The organism is Rhodoferax sp. LS1P39, from assembly GCF_056521425.1.
Genome location: NZ_JBWMAV010000012.1, coordinates 60,653 through 85,122, shown reverse-complemented (window position 1 = coordinate 85,122; position 24,470 = coordinate 60,653). Strand labels below are relative to the sequence as shown.

The following is a 24,470-nucleotide window of genomic DNA, read 5'->3' as shown; positions in this document are numbered from 1 at the left end:
AGGGGAAAGTCATTCGTTGGGCAAGCGGCCTACGGGCTGGAAGCCTGGGATGTTTTGCCCCACGCGCCAGCACACGCCGCTAGGGTCAAACAGTACAAAGTCGCGCATGCCCCAGGGCTGGTCTACCAGCGGGGTGGGCGCGCGCACGCCAAAGCGTGTGGGCAGGTCAAGCTGCTGCACGTGGTCAAACCAGGCCTGCACGTCCTCTACCTGCAGGTGCATCTGCAGGTTGTTGGCCAGGCCCGGATCAAAGAAGTCTTGCAGCAAAAAGGCGCTGCGGCCATGGTGGAAATAGCCCACGCCGCCGCCTTCGCTGGCCTGGGTAAAGCCCAGGTCGCGGTAGAACTGGCGCGACTGGGCGAAGTCGCGCGCGGGCACAAAGGCCTTGATCTCGACAGTGGCGAAGCGGCTCATGCAGGTACAGCCTCCAAGGTCGGCAACTGGGCTACCAGGTCTCGCCAGCTCTGCAGCTCGGGCTTACCCGGTTTGCGTGCGCCGAAGAACATCGCCATCAGCTCGCCGTGCTGGTCAAAGGCTTCGATGGAGGTGACCACGCCGTCGGCGGTAGGTTTCTCCACGCGCCAGACGTGGGCGATGGAATCCTCGCGCAGGTGCAGGTTGAAGGTGGGGTCGATGACGTTGAGCCATTGGACTCCGCGGATGTCCATGGGCTCGATGCGCTTGACTGGGCCGGTGTGGATCTGGATGCAGCCCCGGCTGCCCACAAACACCATGATGGGCACGCCATCGAACGCGGCAGTGTGCAGCAGGTCGCGCAGCGTGTGGCGGGCCATGGGCTGGGTGAAGCGGCCTTGCACCAGGCGCAGGCTTTGCTGGCGCTCGGCGCTGAACTTCTTCAACAGGCCGAAAAACTCGTGCGTGTCTTGCATGGCGGCCCAGGCTGCCTCCAGACCGGCCACGTCAATCTGCGCATCGGGCAACGGCGCGGCGGCAGGGGCGGCAGGAGTAAAGGTGGCAACACTTTGGGCAGCGGTGAACTGCGCCACCACGGCATCAAACGCGGCGCGGTCGGTAGCTTCGCGCTGGAATATCTTGTGCACAGCCAGGCCATGGGCATCGAAGAACTGCAGGCTCACCTGGGGACGGTTTTGCGGGTTGGCGGCCAGCTCGGTCACGGCAAACCCGGCATGCCATTGGCCAAAGAACAGGCGCAGGTCAATGTCTTCGCCCAGCGCCAAACCCATGGCACCGCTGGGGCCCATGGCCGACAGCTTGGTGTAGACACCGGTTTTCTCGTGCACGGTGCTGGCGTTGCGGGTCAGGCCCATCAGCGGGCCACAGGGCTCCAGGGCTTTGAGCAGATCGATCCACGGGCCTTGCAGGGCAATGGCTTTGGGCGGATAGGCATGGTCGCCGCAATGGGCGGCCACGGCGGCACCTTCGCTGCTGCCGATGGACTCTGCGGCTTCCTTGGCGCGCTTGCCGCTGGCGCGGGCGGCGGCAAAGGCAGCGCGCAGGTCTTCGGGGGTCAAAAATTCAGCATTCATTGGACGGTCTCAGGAGTGGTGTGCCACAGCGGGGTGGCAGCAGGCAGGTCGATGTGGGCGGTAGCGGCACGCTGGGGGTGGGTTTGCTGCAACCAGCGGGTGTGCAGGTTCCAGAGCAGGGTTTTGAAGTCGGGCGACAGCATGGGGTGCTCGGACAAATGGAGCAGGTTCTGCACGACTTTTTGCGCCATCAGGGTGCGGTGGTCGTCGCAGCAGCCTTGCACGTAGCCGGTCATCAGCGCCAGGGAACTGGCCAGCAGGGCTTCGGCGCAGGGCATGGCGTATTCCTCATCCGAGGTGGTGTGATCGGTGGGACGGGTCATGGTTTCCTCCTCCGGGTTAGAAGTCAGCGACTAGAGACACTTGCAGGCTGCGGCCAGGCTGGGTGAAGGCATCGATCACGGCGACCTGGGCGGCGGTGGCAGCGCGCACGTCGCTCCAGTTCCAGTACTTTTTATTGGTCAGGTTGGCCACGGTGGCGTTCAGGCGCATGTCTTTGCGGATGCGCCACTGGCCGCCCACATCCAGCGTGGTGGCTGCCGGGGAGACAAACAGCGCGGCGTTGGTATCGCCCAGCTTTTTGGCGGCGTGGTGGGCCAGGTCGAGGCGCAGGTCCCAGCCTGCGGTGGCGTACTGGATGCCGGCGCGGATCTTGGCGGGGTCGATGCTGTCCAGCGGCTTGCCGGTGTCACTGTCTTTGCCGCGGGCGTAGCCGTAGGTGAACGGGGTGGTGAGCTGCCCCCCGGCCACGCGGCCCCAATCCATATTGCCTTTGACCTCAAAGCCGCTGATGCGCGCATTGCCAATGTTGATGGACTGGAACACGGTAGGGCTGGCCGCCGTGCCCGCGCCGCCCACGCGTACCGAGTCTTCGATCAGGTCCTTGAACCGGCCGGTAAAGGCGGCAACGTCCAGCGTGAGGCTGTCCAGGCGGCCCCGGGCACCGATCTCAAAGTTCTGGCTTTTCTCAGGCTTGAGGTTGGGGTTGGGAATGGTTTTGTAGAACTGGGTGACGTTCTCGAAGAAGGCATTCACCTGGCCTGCGTTGGGGGCGCGGAAGCCCGATGCCAGGTTGCCAAACACGCTCCACTGCGGCGTGGCGCGGTACAACACGCCCAGCTTGGGGGACACGGCAGAGTCCGATGGCGACACCACGGTGCCTCCAAAACCGGCCTGGCTGGCATCTACCTTGTACTTGTCGAGCCGCAGGCCGGGGGTAATGCTCCAGTCGCCGGTGACGATCTCGTCCTGCGCGTACAACGCTGCACTGGTTTCCACCGTGTCGGGGAAGCGCTTGAGCGGAAAGGTTTCGCCCACTGGCGGGGTGATGCCGGTTTGCAGGGTTTTGACTTTGGTGCGTACGTAGTCCAGGCCGTAGGTGAGCTTGTGCGCGGTATCAGCGCCCACCCGTAGGGTTTTGTTGGCCTGCAGGCCGATCTGCCAGGTGTTTTCGTCGTAAGTGGTGTCGCGCGCCCGGTCGGCGGCGGTGTTGCGGTCTTCCGTGGCAGCCTCGCGCGAACCGGTGGCCTGGTAGCTGAGGACGGTTTGCAGGCTGTCGGCCCAGGCTGCGCCGAGTTGGTAGCGCGCGTCCCAGGTCAGGCGGTCGCGCTGCATGTCGGTGTTGGCGGTAGAGGCCAGCACCGAGGTGGACGCAGTGGCAGCAGGGGCCACGGCGGAGAGCAGGTTGTAGTCGGCCTTTTTGTCGACGTGCTCCAGAGTGAGCACGTGCTTTTGGCCGGCATTGGGGCGTACCATCAGCTTGCCCAGCAGCGAGAGGCCTTGGTTGGTCTCGGGGTTGGGCGTGGTGCGGGTGGTATTGGCCGCGTTGTTGCTGCCCATATTCTTCAGCCCGTCGGCGCGGCTAGCGTTGGCACCCAGCAGCCATTCCACGGTGTCGCTGGCGCGGCCTGCCAGGGTGGTGCCGATGGAGCGGCTGTTGTCGTCGCTGCCAGCCGATGCGGCCACGCGGCCCCCGAAGGTCTTGTCGCCGGTCAAGAAGTCGGACGGCTCATAGGTGATGAAGTTGACCAGCCCGGCCACGCCGTCCGACCCGTACAGCACCGATGCCGGGCCGCGCACCACTTCCACCCGCTTGATGAGGCCCATGTCAAAGTAGTCGCGGCCAAAGGCATTGGCGCTGAACACGTAGCTGCGCGGCATGCGGATGCCGTCCTCCAGCATCAGCACGCGGTTGCCTTCCAGCCCACGGATATTGAAGCCCGCATTGCCGTCGCGCCCGGTGTTGCCCGAGGCCATGCCAAAGCGGGCCGGGGCACGCTTGACGGTCACGTTGGGCAGGTCTTTGGCCAGGTCGCGGATGTCCTGGATGTGTTTGCTTTCCAGGTCTTTGGCACCGATCACGTCGATGCTCATGGGCAGCTCGTCAGGGTCTTGCGCGCTGCGCGAGCCGCTGACCACCACCTCGCGCAAGGTGGTGGCCGCTGCTACCTGCACCGACTGGGCTTGCGCCGAGAAAGCTGCGCCCATCGACAGACCCATCAGCCAGACGAGTTCGCGCAGAGCAAAAGGAGAAGAAACAGAAATGGAACGAAAAGAAGCTAAAGCCACAGTGGAACCTGACAACAGTTGAAAAAGGTCAACGGCTGGCTGGTGGCGGGCGCAGGCTGCTTATGAACGCTGCGCGGGCCGGAGTGGCTAGCTGGGAGAGGTTGAACTATATGCGAATAATTCTCATTTGTCAAAAAGCCAGGACAGCCACCAACTACTGAAACTATGGTGTAAATACAAATTAACTATGAAACAAGCTTATTTAATAGCCTATCATCCAGCGTGGTAGCCAATGCATACCGCATCCAGCCATCTACGTTTTTATAGGAATCCACCATGTCCCTGATCAATACCCAAGTCCAGCCTTTCAAGACCGAAGCCTTCCACAACGGCAAGTTCGTGACCGTGAGCGACGAGAGCCTGAAGGGCAAATGGTCTGTGCTGATCTTTATGCCGGCGGCTTTCACCTTCAACTGCCCCACCGAAATCGAAGACGCGGCTGACAACTACGCCGAATTCCAGAAGATGGGTGCCGAGGTCTACATCGTCACCACCGACACGCATTTCTCGCACAAGGTGTGGCACGAAACCTCGCCCGCTGTCGGCAAGGCCAAGTTCCCCCTGGTCGGCGACCCTACCCACACCCTGACCAACGCGTTTGGCGTGCACATCCCTGAAGAAGGCCTGGCACTGCGTGGCACCTTTGTGATCAACCCAGACGGCGTGATCAAGACAGCCGAAATCCACTCCAACGAAATCGCCCGCGACGTGAAAGAAACCGTGCGCAAGCTGCGCGCTGCCCAGTACACCGCCGCCCACCCCGGCCAGGTCTGCCCTGCCAAGTGGAACGAAGGCGCAGCCGTGCTGACCCCTTCGATCGACCTGGTTGGCAAGATCTAAATCTGCGTAACGAAACCCGCCGCTGGCTCACGAGGCTGGCGGCAGCATTGACCGAAAGAACACCATGTTGGACGACAACCTCAAAGCACAACTGAAGAGCTACCTGGAGCGGGTTACCAAGCCGTTCGAGATCACAGCATCGCTGGACGACAGCAAAGGCGCAGCGGACATGCGCGGCCTGCTCGAGGACATCATTGGGCTGTCCGACAAAATCACTTTGAAGACCGACGGCACGGACGCACGCAAGCCCTCCTTCAGCCTGAACCGTATCGGCAGTGACATGAGCCTGCGCTTTGCAGCCGTCCCCATGGGCCATGAATTCACCTCGTTGGTGCTGGCCCTGCTGTGGACCGGCGGCCACCCGCCCAAGGTAGAGCCCGGCGTGATAGAGAGCATCCAGGCACTGGACGGAGACTTCAACTTCGAGGTCTACATGTCCCTGAGCTGCCACAACTGCCCCGACGTGGTGCAGGCGCTGACGCTGATGTCGGTGTTCAACCCCAAAATCAAAACCGTCATCATCGACGGCGCGCTGTACCAGGACGAGGTCAATGCCCGTGAAGTGATGGCGGTGCCCAGCATCTACCTCAACGGCAGCCACTTCGGGTCGGGGCGCATGACGGTAGAAGAAATCGTGACCAAGCTCGACACCGGCGCAGGCGACAAAGACGCCGCCCGTCTGTCGGCCAAAGAAGCCTTTGACGTGCTGGTGGTCGGCGGTGGCCCCGCAGGCGCAGCCGCAGCCGTGTACGCCGCCCGCAAAGGCATCCGCACCGGCATTGCCGCCGAGCGCTTTGGTGGGCAGGTGAACGACACCATGGCCATCGAGAACTTCATCTCCGTGCTGGAAACCGACGGCCCCAAATTCGCCATGGGCCTGGACGCGCATGTGAAAGCCTACGGCGTGGACGTGATGAACCTGCAGCGCGGCGACAAGCTGATCCCGGCGGCTACGCCCGGCGGCTTGGTCGAGGTGCAACTGGCCAACGGCGGCTCGCTGAAGTCCAAAACCGTGATCGTGACCACCGGCGCGCGCTGGCGCAACGTCAACGTGCCCGGCGAGCAAGAGTACAAAAACAAGGGCGTGGCCTACTGCCCGCACTGCGACGGCCCCTTGTTCAAGGGCAAGCGCGTGGCGGTGATCGGCGGCGGCAACTCGGGTGTAGAGGCGGCCATCGACCTGGCCGGGTTGGTGGCGCATGTCACCCTGATCGAGTTTGGCGACGCGCTGCGGGCCGATGCCGTGCTGGTCAAAAAGCTGCACAGCCTGCCCAACGTCACCGTGCATGTGTCGGCGCAGACCACCGAGCTGACCGGCGACGGCAACAAGCTCAACGGCCTGACCTACACCGACCGCGTCAGCGGCCAAAGCCACCATGTGGAACTGGAAGGCTGCTTCGTGCAGATCGGCCTAGTGCCCAACACCGAATGGCTCAAGGGCACCATCGAGCTGAGCAAGCACGGCGAGATCATCGTCGACAACCGGGGCCAGACCTCGGTACCCGGTGTGTTCGCTGCAGGGGACGCGACCACCGTGCCGTTCAAGCAGATCATCATCGCCGCAGGCGACGGTGCCAAGGCCGCCCTGGGTGCGTTTGACCACCTGATCCGCAGCGCTGTTTAAACGCGTTGCGCCATCAGCTTTTGCAGGGTGCGTTGCAGCACCCGTGCATCGCTGCTGGCGCGGTGGCGTTGCTCGCCCAGTTCTTCCAACACCTGTTGCTTCACATCGTGCCAGCGCGCGGCCTCGTCTTCGCTGAGCAAAGAGCGCAGGTTGTCCAGCTTGAAGTACGGGCTCAGGTCCACCGCTTCAAACAGCGCACCAATCCAGGTGAAGTCGTTTGCCCAGCCGTCGGAATACACAGTCTGGCCTCGCAAATGGGTGTTGAGCAGGCGGGCCACATCCAGCGCCGATTTGCCTACGGTTTCGGTGAGCTCGCGGCTGATGTGGTGCAGCTTCTCGGCCTCGGGGTCCCAGTGCACCCACTCGGGTTCGGGCCGGATCAGGGTGCAAAACGTCTTGCCGTCCGGCAGGATGCAGCCCACTTCGATGGGGTAACTGCGCCGACCAAAGCCCGAGGCCTCGATATCGAGCACGGCTGGCATGGTAGTTGTTACAAGCATGTAACTACTTTACAGGGGTCGCGCGTTCGGTCAATGCTTTTCAACCCTTGCGAATGCCTATCACGCGTGTTCGCACTCAGACCAAAAAGATGGGGGTATCGCCTCTTGATTTTTGATTTAGCGGGCTGCGTCGCCGACAATGCCCAGTGACGCAATCCTGCGACCACCATTCCCAAAAAAGGACGGCCACCATGAAGGGCGACATCCAAGTCATCGCGCATCTGCAAGCGCAACTCAAAAACGAGCTCACCGCCATCAACCAGTACTTCCTGCACTACCGCATGTACAAGCACTGGGGCCTGGACAAGCTGGCGAAGAAAGAATACGAGGAGTCCATCGGCGAAATGAAGCACGCCGACAAGCTGATGGACCGCATCTTCATGCTGGACGGCCTGCCCAATTTGCAAGACATGGCCAAGATCCTGGTGGGTGAAGACGTGCCCGAATGCCTGGCCTGCGACCTGAAAGCCGAACAAGGCGCCCAAGCCACCATCAAGGACGGCATCGCCTACTGCGAAACCGTGCGCGACTACGTCTCCCGCGACCTGCTGCAAGGCATCCTGGACGACACCGAAGAGCACATCGACTTCCTGGAAACCCAGATTGACCTGCTGGGCAAGGTTGGCATCCAGAATTACCTGCAAAGCCAGATGGGCGAGCTCGCGTAAACCTCCGCTGCTCCTGCGCACAGCGACTGGGTCTTTGGCCCAGTCGCTATTTTTTTGGGAGCTGCTTATGGGGATTGGGCTGCGCTGTAAGCCAACTGGCGGTGGTGCTTGAGCGCCAGCAAGACCACTTCGGCCTCACCGTGCGCATACAACACTACAAACGGATCCACTACAAACTCACGCAGATGTGGCAAGCCGACCTGGCGTGCCAGTTGCACCACGGCCTCGGTGCGCATCTGGGCCTGGGCCGACTGGGCATGCAAAAACCGGGCGGGCCGCCCGCTGGTGGGGGCCCAACGCAGGACACGCGTCATCTCGCGCAGCCCGGCTTTGAGTTTGCGCGTGCGCTCAATGGCAGATGCCGCGTCCTGGGCCTTGAAAAAGGCACTGGCCTCGGCCAGATTGGCGGCAAAGTTGGGCGCAGCGCTGACTTGCGCGTTCACTGGAATCGACATGGATGGGCCCTTAATCGGCCAGCAGCGCATCCAATGCTGCAGCAGACAAGCGTTGCCCGGCCAAAACCTGTTGCAGGCCCATCTCGGCCTCGGTCAGCAAGGCCAGGTTGGCATGCTCAAGCTCCAGCGCGTGGTAATAGTCGAGCTTGCGAGCATCGATGAGGGCCACGTAACTGGCCCCGTTCTTGGTGAGCACTTTCTCCACATCCCCCTCCACCACCGCCTGCGCCAGCTCCGTCAGCCGGGCCCGCGCTTCGCTGATAGGCACGACATCGATAGCCCGTACGCCCATACGCACTCCTTAATGGTTTTGTTAATGGAAACGGTGCATTTTAGGTGGGTAACGGTGATGGTGCACGGCATGGCATCCCGCGCATTGACGGCTTTGCAGGCAACTTCATTTGCTATCTTTTTAGCAGCTTCTTACGCTTATTCCATCAGTACAGAGGGCTGATTTCCTCTACAAAGTTCTCACGCGCAAGCCGGTACAGGTGGTGCAGGCGCAGCGGGTGGCCTTCTGGGACCTGGGGGTGCTCGAAGGTACCGGAGGGCTGCATGCCCAAGCGCTCCATCACGGCGCGGGAGCGGGTGTTGGGCAGGGCCGTGAACGACACGATTTCCGCCAGGCCGAGGCGGTGGAATCCGAAATCCAGCGAAGCCTTGGCGGCCTCGGTGGCCAGGCCCTGGCCCCAGTAGGGCGTGGCCAAACGCCAACCGATTTCGACAGACGGAGAAAACGGCAACAACGCCGAGCACACGTGCAGGCCCACAAAGCCGATGAACTGCTGCGTCTCTTTCAACTCCGCAGCCCAGAAACCCCAGCCCCGCTCCTCGATCTGCGCCTGGCAGGTATCAACCATCTGGTCGCTCTCGGCACGGGTGCGTACGGCGGGGAAGAACTCCATGACGCGCGGGTCGGCATTCAGCGCGGCGAACGGGGCACGGTCTTGCGCCAGCCATTGGCGCAGCCGCAGGCGGGGTGTTTCCAGGGTGATGGGCTCAGTCATGGCGGCTTGGGTGATTTGCTACGTAAATAATAGCTGCTCACGCTCTACAGACAAGCGCAAGCAGCCTATTTCTTATAAATGGTGCACCGCCAGCGCCCCGCTCGGCAGCGCCGCCTGCCCCACCTGCACGAGATGCTGGTGGTGGGTGAACAGCAGCACCTGGCCTTGTTTCGCGAAGCGGGCCAGGGCCTGGAAGATGTGGGTGGCGCGGGTGTCGTCGCTGGTCATGAGTACGTCGTCCAGCACCAGGGGCATGTCGGAGCCATGGCCGCGTTGCAATTCCAGCGCGGCCAGGCGCAGGGCCAGGTAGAGCTGGTCAGCGGTGCCTTCGCTCATGGCCTCCACGCCGATCAGGCGGCCATCCTGGCCTTCGGCCTGCAGCACGGGGCGCTCGGCGGAAGTGTCCACCACCAGCTTGGGGTAACGGCCACCGGTAATAAGGCCGAAATACTCGGAGGCCAGCCGCACCATGGGGGCCTGGGCGCGTTCGCGAAAGCGCTTCAGGGCCTCTTGCAGCAGGCTGTCGGCCAGGCGCAGCTGCATCCAGGGCGGCACGGCGGCGCGCAGGCGGGCCACGGCGGATTCCATCTGCTCGCGCGCCTCGGCAGCGGCGGCGGAGGTGTCGATGGATTCCAGCGCCTGGCGGGCGGTGTGGACGGTGGCGCTGGCGCTGGCGATATCGGCCTCCAGTTGCGTGGCCTGGGCATCCAGCGCGCTGCGTTCGGCATCGATGTCCACCGCGTCGCGCCCGGCGAGTTCGGCGCGCAGATCGGCCAGCGGGCGGGCGGTGGCCTGGCGCAGTTGCGCGCCGAGATCGCGCGCTTTGTCGTGCAGGGCGCGCTGGGCGGCGGAGCGGTCTTCGGCTTCGGGCAATGCGGACGGGTCGTCCACCCCTGCTGCGGTGCACAGGGCTTGCAGACTGGCCTGGCTGGCGGTGATGCGCTGTTGGGCCGCCGTGTGCTGCTGTTGGGCAGCGACCAGGCGGCGTTCGACATCGGTGGCTTGCAGGGCGTGGGCCTGGGCGCGGGCCAGGCGGGCGCTGAGGCGATCGGCAAAGTCATCCACTTGCTGCAGGGGCTCGCCCAGCAAGGCTGCCAGCGCTTGAACTTGGGCCTGCACGTCGTCGGCGCGGGCCTGGTGCTGGGCGATGGCCTGGGTGCAGCGGGTCTGGGCGGCGTGGGCGGCTTCCAGCACGGCCAGTTCGGTGAGGCGGGCCTTGGTGGCGGCAGCGCTGCTGGTGGCGGGCAGGAACAGGCGGGTGGCCCAGGCGGTTTGCGCCGCTGCGGCGGTAGCCAAGGTGGTGCGGTGCTGGGTGATCTGGCGCTGCACCGTAGCGTGTTCGGCCCGCAGGGTCTCGCGCAGATGGGCCTCTGCGCGGGCCTGGGCAGCGGCATCCTGGGCGGCGCGCAGCCAGGCGCTGGCCTGCGGCAGCGATGGCGCGCCACTGGCGTACCCGGCGGCGTGCAGGGCCTGGGCGAGTGCCTCGGTGCGGGTGTGGACGGCCTGGGCGGCATCGGCCTGCTCACGCTGGAGCTGCTGCTGGCGCTCGCACAGCTCCACCGCCACGGCGCGCTGGGCCTGCCATTCGCGCAGGGCGGCGGGCGGGTGCGGGGGAAGGTTGGCGGCGGCCAGGATCTGCAGCCAGTCGGCCTGCTGCTGGGCGGCGTGGGCGCTGCCATCGGCTAGCTGCTGGGCGATGGCGTGGCGGCGGGTGTCGGCCTCGGCGATGCGCAGCGCGCATTCTGCGGCCTGGGCGGCGCGCTCGGCACCTTCGCGCAGCAGGTCGGCCTGGCGGTCGGCCTCGGTCTGGGTGGGCTCGAAGGCGGCCAGGGTGAAAGGTGCGTAGGCTTGCTTAACGTCTAGCCAGCGGGCATCACGCTGCTGGCGAGCGGCTTGCAGGCTCTGGGCGGTGACGACTTCGCCCACGGCGGCGAGTAGCTGCAGGCGGTGCTGCTGGGTGCTGAGCGCGCGCTGCAGCTCGGCATCTTCCTTGCGCAAGGCCTCGGCTTGCAGGGCTCCATCCGTCTGGGCTTTTTCGGCCTGCGCCATGTCGGCCAGCAGCAGCGGGCGGGCGGCTTGCAAAGTGACGAAGTTGGGCAGGCGCAGCTCGGCCACGGCGCGCTGGATGCGCTGGTCCAGGGCATCGATCTCGCGTTGCGCATCGGCTTGGCGCTGCGGTGCATCGCCCAGGGCCAGGGCGTGTTGCAAGGCGGACTCGACGGCGGCCAGCAAAGCCGGGGCAACCGGGCTGCGGTCTTGCGGGGTCTGTGCCAACTGCGTATCCAGCTGGGCCAATCGTTCTTGTTGCTGGGCCAGCGCCTGGGTGTGGCGGGCCACAGTGTCGAGCAGTTCGTCCAGCGCCACGCGGTCGGTGGGGCCGGGTGTGGCGGCCAGCACAGCGTCCAGGCCCGCATCGGAATGGATGCGGCGGGCCATGTCGGCCAGTGCGGCGGCGCCCTGCCCGGCTAGGGTCTGCAGTTGCACCTGCTCGCTGCGCTGCTGGCGGGCGAGTGCGCAGGCTTGGGTCACGCGCTCGATGGCGGCGGCGTGGGCGACCAGGGCGGGCTCCAGCACCAGGGTCTGCCGGGCCTGGGCGCAGGCAGTTTGCTCGGCCTGCGCGGCATCCAGCTGCTCGGTAGCGGTGAGCAAATTGTGCTGGGCGGCCTGGCGCTGCTCGCGCGCATCCGGGGGCAATAAATTCAGGGTTTTTTCGGCCTCTAGCGCTGATTGCATAAGCGTGAGCTGCTGCAATAAGGGTAGCACGGCGCGCAGCTCGGTCAGGGTGTGGCTGCGACGGCGCAGGGCCTTCAACTGGTCTTGCAGGGCTCTGTGCTGGTCGGTGGCGGTGTCCAGGGCGCGCTGGCGGTCTTTCCATTCGGCGGGGCGGGTCTGCGCGGCCTTGGACAGGGATTTGTATTCGTCGATCAGGCGCTTGGATTCGGGGATGACGGCCTGGGCGCTGGGCAGCAGGAATTTGCGGGCATCGTCTTGCAGACTGGCCTGCAGGGCCTTGATGCCTTGCAGCCCGGCGCTGGCTTCGAACAGGGCGGCACCGAGCTCGCCCTCGCCTTTGAGCAGATCTTCACCGCCTTTGCGCAGGCGGGCGTGGTCCAGACCAAAGCTGCGCTCGAAGGCGGCGCGGTCCATGCCGCCGGTGAGGGCCTGGGCGACGGCGGCGCTGACCGGCGTGGCCAGCGGCAGGCCGGTGGCGGGGTCGGCCTGGGTGAGCGGGTCTTTGGTCTTTTTGCGGCGGGCCACGGCCACCGGCTGGCCGCTGGCATCTTCCAGCACCGCCGTGAGCAGCAGCTTGGGGCCGTCGTGCACAAAGTTGTCGGCGCTGCGCGCCGGGATGCCAAAGCGCAGGTCGGCCATGGCGCGCAGGGCGGAGGACTTACCGGCTTCGTTGGGGCCGAAGAGCAGGTGGATGCGGGCCGCTGCATTGGGCGATGTGGCACTGAAATCCAGCAGCTTGTCGGTGAACGGGCCGAAGGCGGACAGGTAGAGTTTTTGGAGCTTCATGCCGCGCTCCCCAGGCGGGCCAGCAGGGTCGATTCGGCATCCATCAGCAGGGCTTTTAAGGTGTCGGGATCGGCCCAGTTACCTTCACCCTTGGCCTCGGCGGGCAGTTTGTGCAGCACGTCGCCACAGGCTTTGGCGGACCACGCAGCCAACGCGGCGGGGTCGGCGGCCAGCTCGTCCACCAGGCGCAGCAGCTCGGCCACGGCATCGTCGCCCTGGGCCAGGGCGGCGCGATCCACCGGTGAGCTGAGTTGGAGCTGCACCTGCTCGATCCACAGCTCGGCCCCAGCCACGTCTTGCGCGCTGGCGTGCACGGCGGCTTCCAGGGTGCCGGGTTGCTCGGCTTCGGTGGTGTGCAGCGCAGTGCGGCCGGTGAGGTGGACGCGCAGGGCGTGCAATCTGTCGCCCGCGCCCAGGGTGGCTTGCGTCAACGCGGCAGTGATGGCCTGGCTGGCCTGGGCCAGGTGGTCGATGCCATCCAGCGGCACACTGAGCTGGTGCCAGCGCACCACGTCCAGCGGCACAAACCGCGCCTCCATCTGCCCATTGGTCACGGTGACGAGTTCGCAGCCCTTGGGCCCAGTTTCATTGGCGTGGCGGCCCTGTAGGTTGCCGGGGAAGACGACGCGGGGCGATTCGCAGACCACCGCGCGGGTGTGCACATGGCCCAGTGCCCAATAGTCATAGCCCCTGGTTTTGAGCGTGGGGATGTCGGTGGGCGCGTAGGTGTCATGGCCGCTGGCCCCGGTGAGGCTGGTGTGCAGCAGGCCGATGTTGAACTGGCCGGGCACGGCACCCGGGTAGTGCGGCACCAGGTCTTCGGGCACCTCGCGCTGCGGGAAGCTCTGGCCGTGGATGGCCACCCCCAGGTCGGGCAGATGCACCGTCTCGGCGCTGCGGCTGGAGAACTTTTTGACGTTGTCGGGCAGCACCAGCTCGCGGGTGATGGTGCCCTGCGCGTCGTGGTTGCCCTGCACAAAAAAGACCTGGATGCCAGCGCGGCCCAGGCGCACCATTTGGGCGCGGAAGAACAGGCCGGTGTGGAAGTCGGGCCAGTCGCGGTCGTACAGGTCGCCTGCCAGCAGCACGAAGTGCACGCGCTCGGCCAGCGCCAGATCGACCAGGTTTTCTAGCGCGCGGCGGGTGGCGTTGCGCAGGCGCTCCACCGGCGCACCGGCATAGCGGCTCAGGCCACGCAGCGGGCTGTCGATGTGCAGGTCGGCGGCGTGGAGGAAGCGGAAAGTGCCGGGGGTGGCAGATGACGTGGCTACTACGTTATTCATAGCAGCTAGTGTAGGTGGTATGGGCGGCGGAGGCTGGTTTAACTTATAAATCAGCGGATGGGTGGGAGAGCCCCCACCCCGGCCCTCCCCCGGCGGGGGAGGGAGGCACACCCAGGGCTTATTCGCCCAGGTAGGCGGCGCGGACCTTGGGGTCGCTCAGCATTTGCTTGGCATCGCCGCTCATGGTGACGATGCCGGACTCCATCACGTAGCCACGGTCGGCAATGCCGAGTGCGCGGCTGGCGTTTTGCTCCACCAGCAGCACGGTCACGCCCTGGGCGTACACGTCTTTGACCACTTCAAAGATCTTGTCGACCATGATGGGCGACAGGCCCATGGACGGCTCGTCGAGCAGCAGCACCTTGGGGCGGCTCATCAGCGCGCGGCCCATGGCCAGCATTTGCTGCTCACCGCCCGACATGGTGCCGGCCAGCTGGTCCTTGCGTTCGCGCAGGCGCGGGAAGATGGTGAACATCTTTTCGATGTCTTCCAAAATCGCCGCCTTGTCTTCGCGGATGTACGCGCCCATTTGCAGGTTTTCGGTGATGGTCATGCGGGTGAACACGCCACGGCCTTCGGGCACCATGGCCAGGCCGTCTTTCACCAGATCCCACGCGCCCTTGCCCTTGATGCTCTTGCCCAGGTAGTGGATGTCACCCGCCACAAACGGCAGCGTGCCGGTGATGGCCTTCATGGTGGTGGTTTTGCCCGCACCGTTGGAGCCGATCAGGCTGACCAGTTCGCCTTCGCGGACTTCAAAGTCCACGCCCTTGACGGCCTGGATGCCGCCGTACGAGACCTTCAGGCCGCTGACCTTGAGCAGCACTTCGCCGGGTTGTTTCTTAAGGGTTGTCGCAGTATTGGCCATCTCAATGTCCTCCCGTGCCTAGGTAGGCCTCGATCACTTTTTCATTTTTCTGCACTTCGGCAGGGGTGCCTTCGGCAATTTGCTTGCCGTAGTCGAGGACGGTCAGGCGGTCGCACAGGCCCATCATCAGCTTCACATCGTGCTCGATGAGCAAAATGGTGCGATTGTCGTTGCGGATCTTGTTGATCAGCTCGCGCAACATGACTTTTTCGGTCATGTTCATACCGGCAGCGGGCTCGTCCAGCGCGATGAGCTGGGGGTCGGTGGCCAGGGCGCGGGCGATTTCCAGGCGGCGCTGGTCACCGTAGCTCAGGGTGCGGGCCTTGAAGTCGGCCAGTTGGCCAATGCCCACATAGTCCAGCAGTTCCTGGGCGCGTTTGGCAATCGCCAGCTCTTCGGCTTTGAAGCCCGAGGTACGGAAGATGGCGCCCAGCAGCCCGGTATGGGTGCGGATGTGGCGGCCCACCATGACGTTCTCGAGCGCGGTCATTTCGGCGAACAAACGGATGTTCTGGAAGGTGCGCGCAATGCCGGCCTTGGCCACTTCGTGGACGGCGGTGGGCGAATACGGCTTGCCCGCCAACTGGAAGCTGCCGCTGTCGGGCGTGTACAGGCCGGTGATCACGTTGAAGAACGTGGTTTTACCGGCACCGTTGGGGCCGATCAGGCCGTAGACCTGGCCGCGCTGGATGGTGATACCCACGTCGCTCAGGGCCTGCAGGCCGCCGAAACGCTTGGAAATGCCCGCAACTTGCAGGATCACTTCGGATTTTTTGCTGTCTGTCATGGGTGTTCCTTACTTGGCCTTGAGCGATTTACCGTGCTCGGGCGAGGGCCAGAGTCCGCGTGGGCGCATCAGCATGATGACGATCATGGCCACCGCAATCAGCAATTGGCGCAGGATGGCCGAGTCCAGGCGACCGCCGGTCATGGCCTGCAGCGGGCCCGCCAGATAGCGCAGCACTTCGGGCAGGGCCGACAGCAGCACAGCGCCCAAAATCACGCCGGGCAAGTGGCCAATACCACCCAACACCACCATGGCCACAATCATCACCGACTCCATCAGGCTGAAGGATTCGGGCGACACAAAGCCCTGGAACGCCGCAAACAGCGTGCCCGAGACACCGCCGAACGTGGCACCGGCGCCAAACGCCAGCAGTTTCATGTTGCGGGTGTTGATGCCCATGGCCTTGGCGGCGATTTCGTCTTCGCGGATGGCCATCCAGGCGCGGCCCACGCGGGACAGCTCCATGCGGTGGCAGATCACCACGCTGACCACCACCAGCACCAGGAACAGGTAGTAGTACAGGCTGACCGACGCGATCTCGAAGCTGCCGATGGTCAACGGGCGGCCCAGGTCGATGCCGAAGAACTTCAGCGAGTCGATCTGGTTCAGGCCCTTGGGGCCGTTGGTGATGTTGACGGGGTGGTCCAGGTTGTTCAAAAACACCCGGATGATTTCGCCGAACCCCAGGGTCACGATGGCCAGGTAGTCACCGCGCAGCTTGAGGGTGGGCGCGCCCAGCAGCATGCCGAAAAGCCCGGCCACCGCCGCCCCCACCGGCAGGATCAGCCACAGCGGCATGTGCAGCCCCTCGGGGAACATGGCGGCAATGGCGGGGAAGGCATCGGTCAGTTGGGGCGAAGCCATCAGGCCGTAGGTGTAGGCACCCACGGCAAAGAAGGCCACATAGCCCAAGTCGAGCAGGCCGGCAAAGCCCACCACGATGTTCAGGCCCAGGGCCAGCATCACGTAGATCAGCGCCATGTCGGCGATACGCACCCAGGCGTTGCCGAAGCTTTGCAGCACCAGCGGGAGGATCAGCGCCAGGACGGCACCGATGATGAGGTTGGTTCTATTCATTTTCATGGTGTTGCTCCCATTAAGCCCGGTCGGCCACACGTTCACCCAGCAGGCCCGAAGGACGCAGCGTGAGCACGATGATCAGCACGATGAAGGCAAAAATATCCGAGTAGTGGCTGCCCAGTACGCCGCCGGTCAGCTGGCCGATGTAGCCCGCGCCGATGGACTCGATCAGGCCCAGCAAGATGCCGCCGACCACCGCACCGCCCAGGTTGCCAATGCCGCCAAACACCGCTGCCGTAAAGGCCTTCAGGCCGGGCAGGAAGCCCATGGTGTGCTGCACCGTGCCGTAGTTGGAGGCGTACATCACACCGGCAATGGCAGCCAGCACCGCGCCGATGACGAAGGTGGCCGAAATCACCATGTCGGGCTTGACACCCATCAGAGCCGCCACGCGAGGGTTCTCGGCGGTAGCCCGCATCGCGCGGCCCAGCTTGGTGTAATTGACCAGCCACATCAGCACGGCCAGGGACACGGCGGTCAGGCCCAGGATCAGGATCTGCGTGGGGGTGATCACCGCGCCACCGATGTTGTACGGCACGGCGGGCAGCAGCGTGGGGTAGGGTTTGTAGTTGGGCTTCCAGATGATCATGGCCAGGGTCTGCAGCAGGATGGACATGCCGATGGCGGTGATCAGGGGGGCCAGTTTGGGGCTGTTGCGCAGCGGCCGGTAGGCGACTTTTTCAATCACGAAGTTCAGCGTGGCCGAGACGATGCAGGCAATCACCAGCGATATCAGCAGGATCAGCCAGCCGGGGGTGCCGGGCATGCCTTCCTGCATGAGGCCGATGATGGTCCAACTGGTCAGCGCGCCGACCATCAGCACCTCGCCGTGCGCAAAGTTGATCAGGTTAATGATGCCGTACACCATCGTGTAGCCCAGGGCTACCAAGGCATACATGCTGCCCAGCACCAGACCGTTGATGATCTGCTGTAGCAAGATATCCATAAATATTTCTCCGTGTGTGTTGTGCATCCACAGGCTGCCGGTGCCCACCATCCAGGATGGTGGGCGGCCTTGTGGGCCCCGCAACTTAACAAAAAACCCGCCAATTTCGATGGACTTGTGCAGCGCTCGCAGAGCGGGCCGGGGGCCTGGTTTGCGGGTGCCGCGCAAGTCGTGTCCAACTTGGTGCGGGTTCTGTGGCGGATTGTATCCAGCACGAAACGGGCCAAAACAAAGGGATTAGGGCGTGTTTACCCTCGAAACCGCAGGGATTAGCGCGTTTGCCAAAGTATTAGAGAATCTGATTATGCAAATGCATCAACGCGCCTAACTTATCGGACATACCGCTTGCAAAGTGGGTGAGTCCCCGCCTTGAAATCAGGAGGTTTTGCCTTCTGCCGCGTTCAGGCGCTTCAAGGTGCGCAGCTTCTCCGCGATGCGGATCTCCAGGCCGCGCTCTACGGGCCGGTAGAAGCTGGCCGCCGCCATGCCGTCGGGCAGGTACTGCTCGCCCGCGGCAAAGCCGCCCTCCTCGTCGTGCGCGTAGCGGTAGCCCTTGCCGTAGTCCAACTCTTTCATCAGCTTGGTGGGCGCATTGCGCAGGTGCATGGGCACCGGGCGGGTGCCGTCCTTCTTGATGAAAGCCTTCACCTCGTTAAAGGCCTTGTAGACCGCGTTGGATTTGGCCGCCACCGCCAGGTAGACCACGCATTCGGCCAGCGCCAGCTCGCCCTCGGGAGAGCCCAGGCGTTCGTACACGTCGGCGGCATCCAGCGCCAGGCGCAGCGCCCGGGGGTCGGCCAGGCCGATGTCTTCGCTGGCCATGCGCACCAGGCGGCGGGCCATGTAGCGCGGGTCGGCCCCGCCGTCTAGCATGCGCACAAACCAGTACAGCGCCGCGTCCGGGTCGGAGCCACGCACGGATTTGTGCAGCGCGCTGATGGTGTCATAGAACTGCTCGCCGCCCTTGTCGTAACGGCGCATACGCTCGCCCAGCACCTTGAGCAGCCAGACATCGCTGATCTCGGCCTGCTTCTCCTGCGTGGCGGCCACGGCCAGGGTCTCCAGCGTGTTCAGCAGCCGCCGGGCATCGCCGTCGGCATAGGCCACCAAGCGGTCTACCGCTATTTTTTCGATAGCTGGTACCGCTTGAATAGCCTGCGCGTGGGCCACTATTTGCTCTAAATCTGCAGAGGTGAGCGGCTGCAGCACGTACACCGCCGCACGCGACAACAGCGCCGAATTGACCTCGAACGACGGGTTCTCGGTGGTGGCCCCGACAAAGGTGAACAGCCCGCTTTCCACATGCGGCAAAAACGCGTCTTGCTGGCTCTTGTTGAAGCGGTGCACTTCGTCCACAAACACAATCGTGCGGCGACCCTGGGCCTGGGAGATCAGCGCCTGCTCCACCGCGTCGCGGATGTCCTTCACGCCGCCCAGCACCGCGCTGATGGTGATGAAGCGCGCGTCAAACGCATCGGCCATCAGCCGGGCGATGGTGGTTTTGCCGGTGCCCGGCGGCCCCCACAGGATGCAGCTGTGCGGCTGGCCCGACTCAAATGCGATACGCAGCGCCATGCCCTCGCCCAGCAGATGCTGCTGGCCGATGACTTCGCCCAGGTTTTTGGGACGCAAGCGCTCGGCCAAAGGGGCATCGGTAGACAAGGCAGTACGGGTCATGAAAGGGATTCTCCCATGCGGCCCTGCCGCGAAATGGGTGGGCGGTGGCTTATCCTCCCCGCACCATGCATTACGTCCCCGTCCCCGTTTCCCGCATCGAGATACTGCGCCCCCTGCCCATCAACATCTGGGATGCCAAAGGCAACCTGCTGCTGCGCAAAGGGCAAGCGATTGTGTCCGAGCACCACCGCGAACACCTGGAAGCCCACGGGGCCTGCGCCACCCAGCCCGACTACAAAGCCTGGGTCAGCAGCTACGACCGCCTGATCTACGCCCTGCTGCGCGACGGGGTCAGCATCCAGGAAATTGCCAAGGCCACCATGCCGCAAGATATTCTGGAGCTGGACTACACAGTGGGCGAAAACATCACCGGCGGCTGGACCGATGTGCAAGCCGTCTGGGGCACGGTGCTGCAAACCGGTGCCAGCGCCAAAAACCCGCTGGGTCGGCTCGACGGCGTGCAAAAGCGCGCCATGGAGCTGCTGGACAAAGACGCAGACGACAGCCTGTTTGGCCTGTTCCAGGCGCTGGCCGACAAAACCCTGGGTTACTGCGCCACCCACGCCCTGCTGTGTGCGGTGGTGTGCGAGCTGACGGCCCGCAAGCTGGGGCTGGACGACTGTGTGCGCCCCGTCCTGGTGCAGGCCGCCCTGACCATGAACATCGGCATGGCCAAACTGCAAGACACCCTGGCCACCCAGCCCACCCCGCCCGATGCCGAGCAAAAACAGCTGATCCAGGACCACCCGGCGCTGAGCGAGTCGATTCTGCGCGGCTTTGGCGTGGTCAATGAAGACCTGCTGGACATCGTAGGCTTGCACCACGACCGGGATGACACCAAAGGCCTGGAGCGCAACCGGGAATGCCGCCGCATCCTGCACCTGGCCGATGTGCTGATCGGCAAGATGGCGCATCGCTCCACCCGGCCCGGCCTGTCGGCGCTGGGCGCGGCCAAGTCCAATATCGTGGGCGTGCCGGACGAAGATGCCCGCGTCGGCAAGGCCATGACCACCGCCATCGGCTTCTACCCGCCAGGAACCTATGTGCTGCTGGCCAATGGCGAAAAAGCCGTCAGCGTCAAAAAAGGCGCGGCCGTCAACACCCCGCTGGTGGTCAGCGTGGCCAATGCCCAGGGCCTGCCCCTGGGCATTTACGTGCTGCGCGACACCCGCGAAAAGCCGTTTGCCATCCAGTCCCCGGTGGCCGCCGACAACGTCAGGATCAGCCACGAGCGGGTGCAGAAGGCGGTGATGAAGGTTATTCCAGCGGCTTAGCATACAACCGCTATGCATTGCATAGCTGCCAACGCTTATTCGGAAAGCGGTGGCAGGCTAAAAGACTTATTGTTTCACCACATCCGCGCCCGCTGGCGGCTTGAACTGGAAGCTGTCTGCCGCCAGTGCCGGATTCACCTCCACCTTGGCAAAGGTCATCACCGAGCGCTGGCCAAAGCTGTCCAGAATCTCCAGCGCGGCCAGCTCGGTGGTGTTGCCATCGGCTTTGAAGCCCACGCGCACGGTTTGCAACTGGCCGTCTTTGGCCTTGGGCGTGGCCAACACCCACTGCAGGCCGTCTTTGTCGGGCGCGGCCAGCAGGGTGAAATCGGCCTGCAAGGCCTGCAGATTGGGCGCAGCGGCAATCAGCGCGGCGGGGGTGGAGCCCAGCACCGCAGACTGTTTGCGCGAAGTGACTTGGTTCAGGTCCACGTCATACAGCCACAGGGTCTGGCCGTCGGCCACGATGCTTTGCTCGAACGGCTTTTTGTACAGAAACTTGAATTTGCTGGGCCGCTGGAATTCAAAGCTGCCGGTGGAGGTTTTGACGCGCGCCGCCTGCCCCTCCTTGGGTGGCGAGGTCACCACCTGGGTGAAATCGGCGCGGCCAGACTTCACCGTCTTGACGAAGTTTTCCAAGCTTTCCAGGCCGTCTGCGCTTGCCACACCGGCGCAAGCAGCTATAAAAAAAGTAGCAATCAGTTTTTTCATTCCACTCATTCTGCCCTTGCAGGCACTAGGATTTCACGTTGGCCGGCACCGCTCATGGCGCTGACCAAACCGGCTTTTTCCATGTCTTCCACCAGACGAGCGGCGCGGTTGTAGCCAATCTTCAAATGCCGCTGTACCAGGGAGATGCTGGCCTTGCGGTTTTTCAGCACCACTTCCACGGCCATGTCGTACATCGGGTCTTTTTCGCCGCTGCTCTCGCCACCTTCACCGCCCTCCCCGTCTTCGCCATCGACCGTGCCGCCTTCCAGCACGCCTTCGATGTAGTCGGGCTCGCCCTGGGTCTTCAAGTAACTTACAACGCGGTGGACCTCTTCGTCGCTGACAAAGGCACCGTGCACCCGCGTCGGCATGCCGCTGCCGGGCATGTAGAGCATGTCGCCCAGGCCCAGCAGGGCTTCGGCCCCCATCTGGTCCAGGATGGTGCGGCTGTCGATCTTGCTGCTGACCTTGAAGGAGATGCGGGTGGGGATATTGGCCTTGATCAGGCCGGTGATCACGTCCACGCTGGGGCGCTGGGTGGCCAGAATCAGGTGGATACCGGCGGCCCGGGCTTTTTGGGCCAGGCGGGCAATCAGCTCTTCGATCTTCTTGCCGACCACCATCATCAAGTCGGCCAGCTCGTCGATGACCACCACGATATGTGGCTCGCGCTTCAAGGGCTCGGGGCTGTCGGGCGTGAGGCTGAACGGGTTGTAGATGAACTCTTCGCGCGCCTTGGCTTCGTCGATCTTGGCGTTGTAGCCGGCCAGGTTGCGCACGCCCAGCTTGCTCAGCAGCTTGTAGCGGCGCTCCATCTCGGCCACGCACCAGGTCAGGCCGTGGGCCGCCTGGCGCATGTCGGTGACCACCGGGGCCAGCAGGTGCGGGATGCCTTCATAGACCGACATTTCCAGCATCTTGGGGTCGATCATCAGCAGCCGCACGTCGCGGGCTTCGGCCTTGTACAGCAGGCTCAAAATCATGGCGTTGATGCCCACCGACTTGCCCGAGCCGGTGGTACCGGCCACCAGCACGTGGGGCATCTTGGCCAGATCCACCACCACCGGGTTGCCGATGATGTCCTTGCCAAGGCCCATGGTCAGCAGCGACTTGGCCTCGTGGTAGACCTGCGAACCGAGAATTTCCGACAGGGTGATGGACTGGCGCTTGGCATTGGGCAGCTCCAGCGCCATGTAGTTTTTGCCCGGAATGGTTTCCACCACGCGGATGGACACCAGGCTCAAACTGCGCGCCAAATCCTTGGCCAAACCGACGATCTGTGAGCCTTTAACCCCCGTGGCAGGCTCAATTTCATACCGGGTAATCACCGGGCCAGGCGATGCCAGCACCACTTTGACCTCTACGCCAAAGTCTTTGAGCTTCTTCTCGATCATGCGGCTGGTCATCTCCAGCGTCTCGTGGGCCACGGTTTCCTGGTGCAGCTGCGGGCCGTCGAGCAGGTCCACCTGCGGCAGCTTGGTATCTGGCAACTCGCTGAACAGCGGCTTCTGGCGCTCTTTGATGACGCGGGCGCTCTTGGGTGGGTCGGCCAGGGTGGGCTCGATCATCACCGGCGTGGGGTGGTGGGCGGCAATTTCCACCCGCTCTTCACGCACCACGGCTTCGCGTTTTTTGGCGGCCACCTTGCCCACCGCCAGGTCTTCGGCCACCACACGCTTCTCGCGCCGCGTTTCGACCAGCGAATAGGCCCAGGCCCCCAGCCGCTCGGCCACATGGCTCCAGGAGAAGCGGAACACGGCCGACACGCCAATCACGCCCAGCGCAATCCACACCAGGCCGGACCCGGTAAAGCCCAGCCATTTCACGCCAAATGGCCCCACCACATAACCCAGCACCCCGCCCACATCGCCCGGCAGCAAGGGTGCCAGGCGGTACAGGCGCGACCATTCCAGCGCGCTGCTGGCACACAACAGCAAGACCAGCCCGAGCCAGAAACCCCAGGCAGAGCCTACAAAATGGCCGCTGGGCCGGGGTTTGTCGTCCGGGGCGTGGGCGCGCATCCAGTCGGCCAGACCGGCAAGCCAGGCCCTGGCACCGGCGGCCAGGCACCACCAGACCGAAAAGCCCAGGCTGAAGTAGCTCAGGTCGGCGATCCACGCGCCCAGGCGACCGGCCCAGTTGTGCACCAAAGCGCCCTGGCCCGAGGTAGACCAGGCGGCGTCCTGCAAAGAAAAACCCAACAGGGCCATGCACCAGAACACCAGAGCCAGCAGCCCCAGGATCAGGCCAATTTCGCGCGCGAAGCGGTTGATGCCGGTGCGCATCGGTGACACCACCGGTCCGGATGAATTGAGAGTGTTGAGGGAGTAAGTCATGGGCAGAAAGAGTCTGCGCCAAGCTTACCCCATGCACAGACCGATCAGGTCAGCGAGCCCAGCACCGAGCGGATGTGGGTGGATCCGTTGTCGTGGCCATGGATGTAGCCGCGCTCTTCCAGGTCTTTCATCACCCGGCTGACCATTTCGCGCGAGGCACCGACCATCTTGGCCACGTCCTGGCGTGAGATCTTGTCGCGGATCACCATCTGGCCATCGGCATTGGGCGTGGCGGCTTCCAGCAGCACGTGGGCCACGCGACCATACACGTCCATCAGGGCCAGGGACTCGATCTTCTGGTCGGCGCGGCGCAGGCGTTTGACCAGGCCAGACATCACCGCGCGTGCCATGGCGGTGTTGCTGTCCAGGCAGTGCTCAAACTCGGCGCGGCCCAGCACCAGGCAGTCGGTGGGCATCTCGGTTTGCACCGTGGCCGAATGGGGTTCGTTGTCGATCAGGCTCATTTCGCCCACGTAGTCGCCCACCTGCAGGGTTGCCAGGATGACTTCACGGCCCCGGCTGTCGGTGGTCAGCACCCGGGCCCGGCCACTGAGCACGATAAACAAGGCATTGGACTTGCGGCCCTGCTCGACAATGATCTCGGCCCGCTTGAAGCGTTGCTTGGTGACGGCCTTGGCCACTACGTCGGCTTGTTCAGCGGTCATGCTGGAGAACAGGGGCACGCGCAACAAGAGCTCTATGTTGGACAGCATCGACATGGTCATTTCCTTTTGCGTGAGAGCCCTGCAGACCGTGGGTTCTTACAATCTGGGGCAAAATTTCAAAACATGGCTTACGCAGCAACCGACGCCAACGGGC

22 protein-coding genes are annotated in these 24,470 nt (G+C 64.0%); 4 read left to right on the top strand and 18 right to left on the bottom strand.

All coding sequences use genetic code 11. The features are described 5' to 3' along the window. Window positions 1–9: 9 nt before the first annotated feature. From AC097O_RS17840 to AC097O_RS17825, 4 genes are read right to left on the bottom strand one after another with little or no spacing between them, the layout of a single operon-like run. On the bottom strand, window positions 10–414 hold the full coding sequence (locus AC097O_RS17840; RefSeq protein ID WP_479594243.1) for a VOC family protein: 405 nt from the start codon (window positions 412–414) through the stop codon (window positions 10–12). Continuing rightward, window positions 411–1,508: a hemin-degrading factor gene (locus AC097O_RS17835; protein WP_479594242.1), complete on the bottom strand. Its 1,098-nt coding sequence runs from the start codon at window positions 1,506–1,508 to the stop codon at window positions 411–413. Before AC097O_RS17835 ends, AC097O_RS17840 begins: the two co-directional genes overlap by 4 nt. Further along, complete coding sequence (locus AC097O_RS17830; protein WP_479594241.1) at window positions 1,505–1,831, bottom strand: hypothetical protein; 327 nt, start codon at window positions 1,829–1,831, stop codon at window positions 1,505–1,507. Before AC097O_RS17830 ends, AC097O_RS17835 begins: the two co-directional genes overlap by 4 nt. 16 nt (window positions 1,832–1,847) lie before the next feature. After that, window positions 1,848–3,995: a TonB-dependent hemoglobin/transferrin/lactoferrin family receptor gene (locus tag AC097O_RS17825; protein WP_479594240.1), complete on the bottom strand. Its 2,148-nt coding sequence runs from the start codon at window positions 3,993–3,995 to the stop codon at window positions 1,848–1,850. A gap of 357 nt (window positions 3,996–4,352) precedes the next feature. Here AC097O_RS17825 and ahpC point away from each other — a divergent pair, with 357 nt between their 5' ends. Together ahpC and ahpF are read left to right on the top strand one after the other, a co-directional pair. After that, on the top strand, window positions 4,353–4,916 hold the full coding sequence (gene ahpC / locus AC097O_RS17820; RefSeq protein ID WP_315227684.1) for an alkyl hydroperoxide reductase subunit C: 564 nt from the start codon (window positions 4,353–4,355) through the stop codon (window positions 4,914–4,916). A 64-nt stretch (window positions 4,917–4,980) separates the two neighbouring features. Further along, entirely contained in the window at window positions 4,981–6,540 is a 1,560-nt protein-coding gene (gene ahpF / locus AC097O_RS17815) for an alkyl hydroperoxide reductase subunit F (RefSeq protein ID WP_479594239.1), read from the top strand. Here ahpF and AC097O_RS17810 read toward each other — a convergent pair. Then, on the bottom strand, window positions 6,537–7,040 hold the full coding sequence (locus AC097O_RS17810; protein WP_479594238.1) for a 3'-5' exonuclease: 504 nt from the start codon (window positions 7,038–7,040) through the stop codon (window positions 6,537–6,539). The genes ahpF and AC097O_RS17810 overlap by 4 nt on opposite strands. A 191-nt stretch (window positions 7,041–7,231) precedes the next feature. On the opposite strand from AC097O_RS17810, the gene bfr reads away from it, so the two are divergent. Then, the gene (gene bfr, locus AC097O_RS17805; RefSeq protein WP_479594237.1) at window positions 7,232–7,708 is read left to right on the top strand and encodes a bacterioferritin; all 477 of its coding nucleotides are present in this window, start codon (window positions 7,232–7,234) and stop codon (window positions 7,706–7,708) included. A 65-nt stretch (window positions 7,709–7,773) separates the two neighbouring features. Here bfr and AC097O_RS17800 read toward each other — a convergent pair whose 3' ends face one another. The 10 genes from AC097O_RS17800 to AC097O_RS17755 all read right to left on the bottom strand — a co-directional run bounded on the left by AC097O_RS17800 (window position 7,774) and on the right by AC097O_RS17755 (window position 19,330). Then, complete coding sequence (locus tag AC097O_RS17800; RefSeq protein ID WP_479594236.1) at window positions 7,774–8,163, bottom strand: hypothetical protein; 390 nt, start codon at window positions 8,161–8,163, stop codon at window positions 7,774–7,776. 10 nt (window positions 8,164–8,173) lie between these two features. Continuing rightward, window positions 8,174–8,455 carry a type II toxin-antitoxin system prevent-host-death family antitoxin gene (locus AC097O_RS17795; RefSeq protein ID WP_479594235.1) on the bottom strand — a complete coding sequence of 94 codons (282 nt, stop codon included), beginning with the start codon at window positions 8,453–8,455 and terminating at the stop codon, window positions 8,174–8,176. A gap of 145 nt (window positions 8,456–8,600) precedes the next feature. Continuing rightward, window positions 8,601–9,170: a GNAT family N-acetyltransferase gene (locus AC097O_RS17790; RefSeq protein ID WP_479594234.1), complete on the bottom strand. Its 570-nt coding sequence runs from the start codon at window positions 9,168–9,170 to the stop codon at window positions 8,601–8,603. Window positions 9,171–9,242: 72 nt separating this feature from the next. Then, complete coding sequence (locus AC097O_RS17785; protein WP_479594233.1) at window positions 9,243–12,689, bottom strand: ATP-binding protein; 3,447 nt, start codon at window positions 12,687–12,689, stop codon at window positions 9,243–9,245. Further along, on the bottom strand, window positions 12,686–13,972 hold the full coding sequence (locus AC097O_RS17780) for a metallophosphoesterase family protein (protein WP_479594232.1): 1,287 nt from the start codon (window positions 13,970–13,972) through the stop codon (window positions 12,686–12,688). Before AC097O_RS17780 ends, AC097O_RS17785 begins: the two co-directional genes overlap by 4 nt. A gap of 118 nt (window positions 13,973–14,090) precedes the next feature. Beyond that, window positions 14,091–14,840 (bottom strand): ABC transporter ATP-binding protein, encoded by a 750-nt coding sequence (locus tag AC097O_RS17775; RefSeq protein ID WP_479594231.1) that lies wholly within the window; start codon window positions 14,838–14,840, stop codon window positions 14,091–14,093. Between the two features lies 1 nt (window position 14,841). Next, complete coding sequence (locus AC097O_RS17770; protein ID WP_479594230.1) at window positions 14,842–15,627, bottom strand: ABC transporter ATP-binding protein; 786 nt, start codon at window positions 15,625–15,627, stop codon at window positions 14,842–14,844. 9 nt (window positions 15,628–15,636) lie between these two features. After that, window positions 15,637–16,710: an ABC transporter permease subunit gene (locus AC097O_RS17765; RefSeq protein ID WP_479594229.1), complete on the bottom strand. Its 1,074-nt coding sequence runs from the start codon at window positions 16,708–16,710 to the stop codon at window positions 15,637–15,639. A 13-nt stretch (window positions 16,711–16,723) separates the two neighbouring features. Further along, window positions 16,724–17,653, bottom strand: coding sequence for a branched-chain amino acid ABC transporter permease (locus tag AC097O_RS17760; protein ID WP_315190678.1), 930 nt, complete (start codon window positions 17,651–17,653; stop codon window positions 16,724–16,726). A 375-nt stretch (window positions 17,654–18,028) separates the two neighbouring features. Continuing rightward, entirely contained in the window at window positions 18,029–19,330 is a 1,302-nt protein-coding gene (locus AC097O_RS17755) for a replication-associated recombination protein A (protein ID WP_479594228.1), read from the bottom strand. A gap of 65 nt (window positions 19,331–19,395) precedes the next feature. Between AC097O_RS17755 and AC097O_RS17750 the strand changes: the two genes are divergently transcribed. Further along, entirely contained in the window at window positions 19,396–20,604 is a 1,209-nt protein-coding gene (locus tag AC097O_RS17750; protein ID WP_479594227.1) for an HD-GYP domain-containing protein, read from the top strand. Between the two features lie 66 nt (window positions 20,605–20,670). Here the strand turns inward: AC097O_RS17750 and lolA are convergent, their stop codons facing one another. The 3 genes from lolA to AC097O_RS17735 are packed head-to-tail and all read right to left on the bottom strand — an operon-like array spanning window position 20,671 to window position 24,370. After that, on the bottom strand, window positions 20,671–21,315 hold the full coding sequence (lolA, locus tag AC097O_RS17745; protein ID WP_479594226.1) for an outer membrane lipoprotein periplasmic chaperone LolA: 645 nt from the start codon (window positions 21,313–21,315) through the stop codon (window positions 20,671–20,673). A gap of 5 nt (window positions 21,316–21,320) precedes the next feature. Next, window positions 21,321–23,651, bottom strand: a complete 2,331-nt coding sequence (locus AC097O_RS17740) for a DNA translocase FtsK (protein WP_479594225.1) — start codon at window positions 23,649–23,651, stop codon at window positions 21,321–21,323. A 44-nt stretch (window positions 23,652–23,695) separates the two neighbouring features. After that, complete coding sequence (locus AC097O_RS17735) at window positions 23,696–24,370, bottom strand: Crp/Fnr family transcriptional regulator (protein WP_479594224.1); 675 nt, start codon at window positions 24,368–24,370, stop codon at window positions 23,696–23,698. Between the last annotated feature and the right edge of the window lie 100 nt (window positions 24,371–24,470).